The organism is Paracoccus sp. IB05, from assembly GCF_016405985.1.
Lineage (GTDB): Bacteria > Pseudomonadota > Alphaproteobacteria > Rhodobacterales > Rhodobacteraceae > Pseudogemmobacter.
This window is the reverse complement of the sequence record NZ_JAEFCF010000018.1, coordinates 87,557-93,691: the sequence shown is the minus strand read 5'-3', so window position 1 is coordinate 93,691 and position 6,135 is coordinate 87,557. Positions and strand designations below refer to the sequence as shown.

The following is a 6,135-nucleotide window of genomic DNA, read 5'->3' as shown; positions in this document are numbered from 1 at the left end:
CAGGGACCGTGGCCCCAGTGGGGCCGCGAAAGCCCTGCGGAGGATCGTTGGCGACGGCCAGCTCTCCGAGCTTGGCGTGCAGGTCACGGACCGTTTCTTCGGCAACCTCCGCCGCCACAGCGGCCTTGCCACCGCGTTCGAAGATGCCTGCGGCACCCTCCAGCAGTGACCGCTTCCATTGATGGATCATCGTCGGATGCACGCCATATTCGGCGGCCAGTTCCGACACCGTGCCTTCTCCCTTCACGGCCTCCAGCGCCACCCGCGCCTTGAACGCCGCATCGTGGTTCCTGCGTTTCGACATGTCCTGATCTCCTCGTCTTGGGGATCAGCAGACTTCAGATCGTAGATTCCGTCACTGTCCGATTTTCGGCGGGTAGCTCACTCCTCAACAACGGGGCGATATCGAAAACAATCATTGAGCTGCTACGCGAGAAACCCGAGCGCGCAGTGACCATTGGTGTTCACGGCGACTGGGGTGCTGGAAAGTCTAGCATCCTGGAAATGATCGAAAGCGGCCTCAGTTCCAATAAGGACGTGCTCTGCATCAAGTTCAACGGATGGCGCTTTCAAGGATTTGAGGATGCCAAGCTTGCGCTAATCGAGGGCATCCTCACAGGGCTTATCGAAAAGCGTCCCCTACTTACCCAGGCCGGCATTGCCGTAACAGACATCTTCCGGCGGATCGATTGGCTCAAGATCGCACGGCATCTCGCGATCGAGGCGAAGCTGGGAGGCCAGCGGTGCCTGTGGATCACGTGAAGAGCCGAGCCTCACCACTTCACGGCGGCTCGCCAGCGTGAAGGACATCGCATAGAGGTATCTCCGGGAAGATCCTCCGACCAGCGTTGGAAGCCTGAGATGGCATATTGCAATTGGACCCGGGTCACCGGCGGTGCTAGGCGGTTCAAGTCTCGAAAGCGTGGTTGTGACTGGTCGTCGCCAGATCCAACACGGCATGGCCATTTACCGCCGGCCAGTCCCGCACCGCAATCGGCTCCGGCTGTGTTGTGCGACCCAATGTAAGACGAGGCAACAGGCAGGACACGATCGTGGACCGGTCACGAACACAGGCAAGGCGTCCAGGAAACTCAGGGCTGAACAGGGCGGCCACTCAGCCGCAACACCAGCACGTAAAGCGCGGGGACCATGAAGAGGGCGATCACCGTCGAGGCGACCATGCCGCCCAATACCCCGATCCCGATGGCATGCTGCGCTGCCGCACCTGCGCCGGAGGCGAGCGCGAGGGGCAGCACCCCAAGGGCAAAGGCGAAAGAGGTCATCAGGATCGGCCGCAGCCGGGCTTCGGCGGCGGAACGGGTGGCGGCCAGCAACTCCATCCCCTGTTTTCGTCGCGCCTCGGCGAATTCGACGATCAGGATCGCGTTGCGCGCGGCAAGGCCGATGGTCGTCAAGAGACCCACTTTGAAATAGACGTCATTCGACTGCCCGAACCCCCAGGCCGCAACAAGCGCGCCAAGAATGCCCACCGGCACCGCCAGCATCACCGAAAACGGGACCGACCAGCTTTCATAAAGCGCGGCCAGCGACAGGAACACCACGAGTGCCGACATGGCGAAGAGGATCGGCGCCTGGTTCCCCGAAAGCCGCTCCTGATAGGAAAGGCCGGTCCAGGCGATGCTGTAGCCGGGAATATCTTCCAGCAGGGCCTCGAGCCCCGCCATCGCCGCGCCGGTCGAAATGCCCTCACCCGGATTGGCCGAGACCGAGATCGCCCGTGTGCCGCCATAGCGGTTCAGCGTGGGGGAGTTTTCGGACCAGGTCTGGGTCATGAAACTGGCAAAGGGCACCATCTCGCCGGCGCGGTTCCTTGCATGCCACACGGTCACATCCTCGGGCTGCATCCGCCATTCGGCGGCCCCCTGGACGATCACCGGCCGCAGCTCGGCCCCGAGTTCGAAATCGTTTACTTCCCGGCCCGAGAAGATCACCGAGAGCATGGCATTCACCTCGGAGACCGTGAGCCCCATCGCCCGGGCGCGGCTTTGGTCGACATCGAGGCGCAAAGCGGGGCGCCGGCTCGGCTCGTGGCCGCGAAAGCCCGAGGCGATACCGGCCTCCTGGGCGCGCGTGGCCAGAAGCATTGCGGCTTCTTCCATTGCGGCCTGGCCCTGACCTGCCTGATCGATCAGATAGAAGGAAATACCGGCGGAACTGCCGACCCCCTGGATCGCCGGTGGCTGGGAAAAGGTGATATTGCCGGCGCGATGGCCGTTGAAATGGGCATTGGCGACGCGCTCCAGCCGGGAGGCAGACAGGCCGGGGCGTTCGGCAAAAGGTTTCAGCCTGATATAAAGCATGGCGGTATTCGGCCCGCCTCCGCCCCAGGTAAAGCCAAGCGCGGTCATCACAGTGTCAACGGTCGCGCCTTCCTCCTCCATCAGCCAGTCAACGACTTCTTCGGTCACTGCACGGGTCTGCGAGGTGGTCGAACCTTCGACAAGGCGCAACTGCACCATCATCACGCCCTGATCCTCCTGCGGGACAAAAGACGACGGCAGCTGGCGAAACAGCTGGACCGAGCCCCAGCTGATCGCGCAGAGCACAAGCAGGACAAGAAAGGGCCAGCGCATGGCCAGCCCGGCGGCATGGCCATAGCCGCGCGTCACTTTGGCCATGCCCTGGTTGAACTTACGGGCGAACCAGTTGCCGCCGTCATGCGCGCGCGGTTTCAAAAGCGCCGCACACATCGTGGGAGACAGGATCAGGGCCACGGCCAGCGACAGGACCATGGCCGAGATGATCGTGATCGAAAACTGTCGGTAGATCACCCCTGTCGAGCCCGTCATGAAGGCCATCGGCAGAAAGACCGAAGACAGGACCAGCACGATCCCGACCAGGGCTGATGAGATCTGGCCCATCGACCGGCGCGTGGCGCTTACCGCATCCAGCCCCGGCTCATGCTCCAGCTGGCTTTCGACATTCTCGACCACCACGATCGCGTCATCGACCAGGAGACCGATCGCCAGCACCATGGCGAACATGGTCAGCGTGTTGATCGAATAGCCAAGCCCCGAGAGCACCCCGAAGGTGCCCAGAAGCACCACCGGAATGGCGATCACCGGGATGATGGTTGCGCGCCAGCTTTGCAGGAAGATCAGGATGACGATGAACACAAGTGCCACCGCTTCGGCCAGCGTCTTCCAGACGGTCTGGATCGATTCCTCGATGAAGGGCGAGGTGTCGAACGGATAGGCAACCTCGACCCCTTCGGGCAGGGCGCTTTGCAGGCCAGAAAGCGTCTCGCGCACCCGTTTCGCGGTCTCGACGGCATTCGCACCTGTGGCCAGCGTCACCGAAAAGCCGGCCGCATTGGCGCCGTTGAAAAGCGCCGAACGGCCATAGCTCGTCTGGCCGATCTCGATTGTGGCAACATCGCCCAGCAGCACTTCGCCGCCGCCTTCTTCGACCCTGAGCCGGATCTGCGCGAACTGATCGACCCCGGTCAGCTGCGTCTGTGATGAGAGCGCCACGGTCAGCTGCTGCCCTGGCACCGCCGGATCCGCGCCAAGCGCTCCGACCGAAACAGTGGAATTCTGATCGGCAATCGCGGCGGTGACATCGCCGGGCGTGATCTGGAATTCGGCCATCTTCATCGGATCCAGCCAGACCCGCATCGCAAAGCCCGATGAGAAACTGTCGATCGAGCCGACCCCGTCGACCCGGAGCACCGCATCCTCGACCATCTGCGTCGTCAGATCGCCCAGTTGCAGCGTCGAATAGCGGTTGTCGCGCGAGACCAGCGCCCCCACCATCAGCGAGCTTTCCCCGGCGCGCTGAACTTCGGTGCCGCGTTCGCGCACCACCAGTGGCAGACCGGATTCCGCCAGCGCGACCTTGTTCTGCACCTGGTTCTGCGCCTGGTCCGCCGTCACCGTGTCGTTGAAAACCAGCTCGACCCGGCTGCGCCCGCTGGCCGAAGAGCTTGAGGTCATGAACAAAAGTCCGTCGAGCCCGGTCATCGCATCTTCGATCACCGAGGTGACGGAGTTCTCGGTCGCCTCGGCCGAGGCTCCGGGATAGGTCGCGGTCACGCTGATGCGGATCGGCGCGATATCGGGATATTGCTCGATCGGCAGGTTCCAGAGCGACCAGCTGCCGAACAGCATGGTGATGATCGCGAGAACCCAGGCGAAGACCGGGCGGGTGATGAAAAACTGTGCCATCAGATCAGTTCCCCGCGCCGCCTTCGGGGGCGGGCGCAAGGTCGCGCACCACCCCTTGCGCATCTATGGTCACCGGGACGGGGGTGATCTCGCGCCCCTCACGCATGGTATTGATCCCGTCAAGCAGCAGCCAGTCGCCCGGCTCCAGCCCGGCCTGCACGATCCAGGCCGCCTCCCAGGTGCCGGTCTCGGTCAGGTAGCGTTTGGCGACTTTGCCATCCACAGCGATCCAGGCCGAAAGCCGCCCGTCGCGTTCGCGCTGTGTGGCACGCTGCGGCACAAGGATCGCCTGCTGCCGCGCGAGCGTCAGCTCGGCCTGGAGGAACATGCCCGGCGCGATCATGCCGCCCGGATTGAGAACCTCGAACCTGAGCGTGCGGGTTCCGGTAGAAGACGACACAGTTGCCGCCGAAGAGATCAGCTCCGCCTGGCCCGCGATGCGCCGCCCGCCATCCAGAACCAGGACCAGTTCGGGTGTGATCAGCTCGATCTCGCCTCTTTCGGCCCGGGCCTCGATGGCAAGCCGCGTCTGATAGGGTTCCGACAGATCGACCAGCACCGGATCGACCTGGACGATTTCGGCCAGCGCCTGGGCCTGGCCCTGGGTCACCAGATCCCCGACCGAGACCTGGGCCACACCGACAATCCCGGTGATCGGCGCCCGGATCGTCGTCCAGTCCAGCTGGGCGCGGGCCAGATCCACGCCGGATTCCGCCTCGGCCAGCCCGGCCTGGGCTTTCAGAAGGTCGGTTTCGGCAATGTCCAGCGCCGCCTGGCTGGCTGATGAGCCGCGCAGGGCAGAGACCCGGCCATAGCTGGTTTCCGCCGCCTTCAGATCCGCCGAGGCCCGCGCGAGGCTTGCCTCTGCCGAGGCCAGCGCGGCACGATAGGTCAGCGGGTCAATGGTGAAAAGCGGCGTCCCGGCCTCGACCTGCGCGCCCGGGGTATAGAGGATTGCGGTGATCTCGCCCCCGACCCTTGGCCGGAGCTGCGTTGCGCTGCGCGCCACCGCCCGCCCGGTCAGCAGCTGCTGCACCGGCACCGAGGCCCGTTCCAGCACGACATATCCGGCCTTGGGGGGCGGAGACGGCGCCTCCTGTGCCATCGCGGGGCGCAGGAGCGGCAGCGGCACCAACAGGCCGGCCGGCAAGAGAACCAGCATGGCGGCCAGGAGATTGTGGGCGGGAGAAAAGCGGGATGGCCGGGCTCCGGTGGATCGCAACTGGGTTCGCATCGGGAAGTCTCCGGCCTGTAGCTGCCTGTTCGGCTGTTGTTATGGTACGGATCCGCAGCCGGACCCATGGACTGACACGTCAGCCGCAGAATTTTCCGGCGTTTATGTCGCGACAAGGCTCTGATAAAGGCCCATGCCGCTGATCTGCCTGAACTTATGGCACTGTTTCGTGACTTTTCCTCCCTCGCCAGCGGAACTTCGCCCCGGACTGGTAAATCCGCCGTGAACCACGCCTCCTGAGATGGACTTCTCTCCCCCGGGCCCGGATAAATGGCTGATGTCTTCCAGATCCCTCCTGACCCTGATCATCGCGGCTTTGCTGCTTATTGCCATCGGTATCGGCACCCTGATGCCTGGCGGCGCACTGCCTCAGGTGCCGGGCTCTGACAAAATGCAGCATTTTGGGGCCTTTGCCCTGGTTGCCCTGGTCGTCACCCTGTTGCGGCCGGGCTGGGTCCTGCCGGTCGCGCTGATCCTGGCGGCCTATGGCGGGCTGATCGAGCTGATCCAGCCGCTGGTCGGGCGCGCGCGCGAGCTTGCGGATTTCGTGGCCGACAGTCTCGGCGTGGCAGCGGGCAGCCTGACGGGGCTGATTCTCCACCAGGTTATCCTGCGCCTCCAGCGCGGCACCAGCGACACTGCGGTAAGCCAGACCGCTGACAACCGCTGATCACGGATCCTTCCGGGCCTCGTCCATCGCATTGCAATCTCTCT

The 6,135-nt window shown here is 64.1% G+C and carries 5 protein-coding genes; 2 read left to right on the top strand and 3 right to left on the bottom strand.

Annotated elements, in window-relative coordinates; translation table 11 throughout:
- A partial coding sequence (locus tag JC607_RS13310; protein ID WP_198837405.1) for a transposase occupies nt 1-304 on the bottom strand: 304 nt, incomplete at its 3' end.
- A 17-nt stretch (nt 305-321) separates the two neighbouring features.
- Here JC607_RS13310 and JC607_RS13305 point away from each other — a divergent pair.
- Nucleotides 322-762, top strand: coding sequence for a P-loop NTPase fold protein (locus tag JC607_RS13305; protein WP_233092893.1), 441 nt, complete (start codon nt 322-324; stop codon nt 760-762).
- Nucleotides 763-1,091: 329 nt separating this feature from the next.
- Here JC607_RS13305 and JC607_RS13300 read toward each other — a convergent pair whose 3' ends face one another.
- Nucleotides 1,092-4,187, bottom strand: coding sequence for an efflux RND transporter permease subunit (locus JC607_RS13300; protein ID WP_198837404.1), 3,096 nt, complete (start codon nt 4,185-4,187; stop codon nt 1,092-1,094).
- Between the two features lie 4 nt (nt 4,188-4,191).
- Entirely contained in the window at nt 4,192-5,421 is a 1,230-nt protein-coding gene (locus JC607_RS13295) for an efflux RND transporter periplasmic adaptor subunit (RefSeq protein WP_198837403.1), read from the bottom strand.
- 277 nt (nt 5,422-5,698) lie between these two features.
- Between JC607_RS13295 and JC607_RS13290 the strand changes: the two genes are divergently transcribed.
- Entirely contained in the window at nt 5,699-6,091 is a 393-nt protein-coding gene (locus JC607_RS13290) for a VanZ family protein (RefSeq protein ID WP_198837402.1), read from the top strand.
- Nucleotides 6,092-6,135: the final 44 nt, after the last annotated feature.

What these genes read in the sequence shown, in the direction of transcription:
- JC607_RS13300 (WP_198837404.1), bottom strand. Translation starts at nt 4,187, where the DNA reads ATGGCACAGTTTTTCATCACCCGCCCGGTCTTCGCCTGGGTTCTCGCG.
- JC607_RS13295 (WP_198837403.1), bottom strand. Translation starts at nt 5,421, where the DNA reads ATGCGAACCCAGTTGCGATCCACCGGAGCCCGGCCATCCCGCTTTTCT.
- JC607_RS13290 (WP_198837402.1), top strand. Translation starts at nt 5,699, where the DNA reads ATGTCTTCCAGATCCCTCCTGACCCTGATCATCGCGGCTTTGCTGCTT.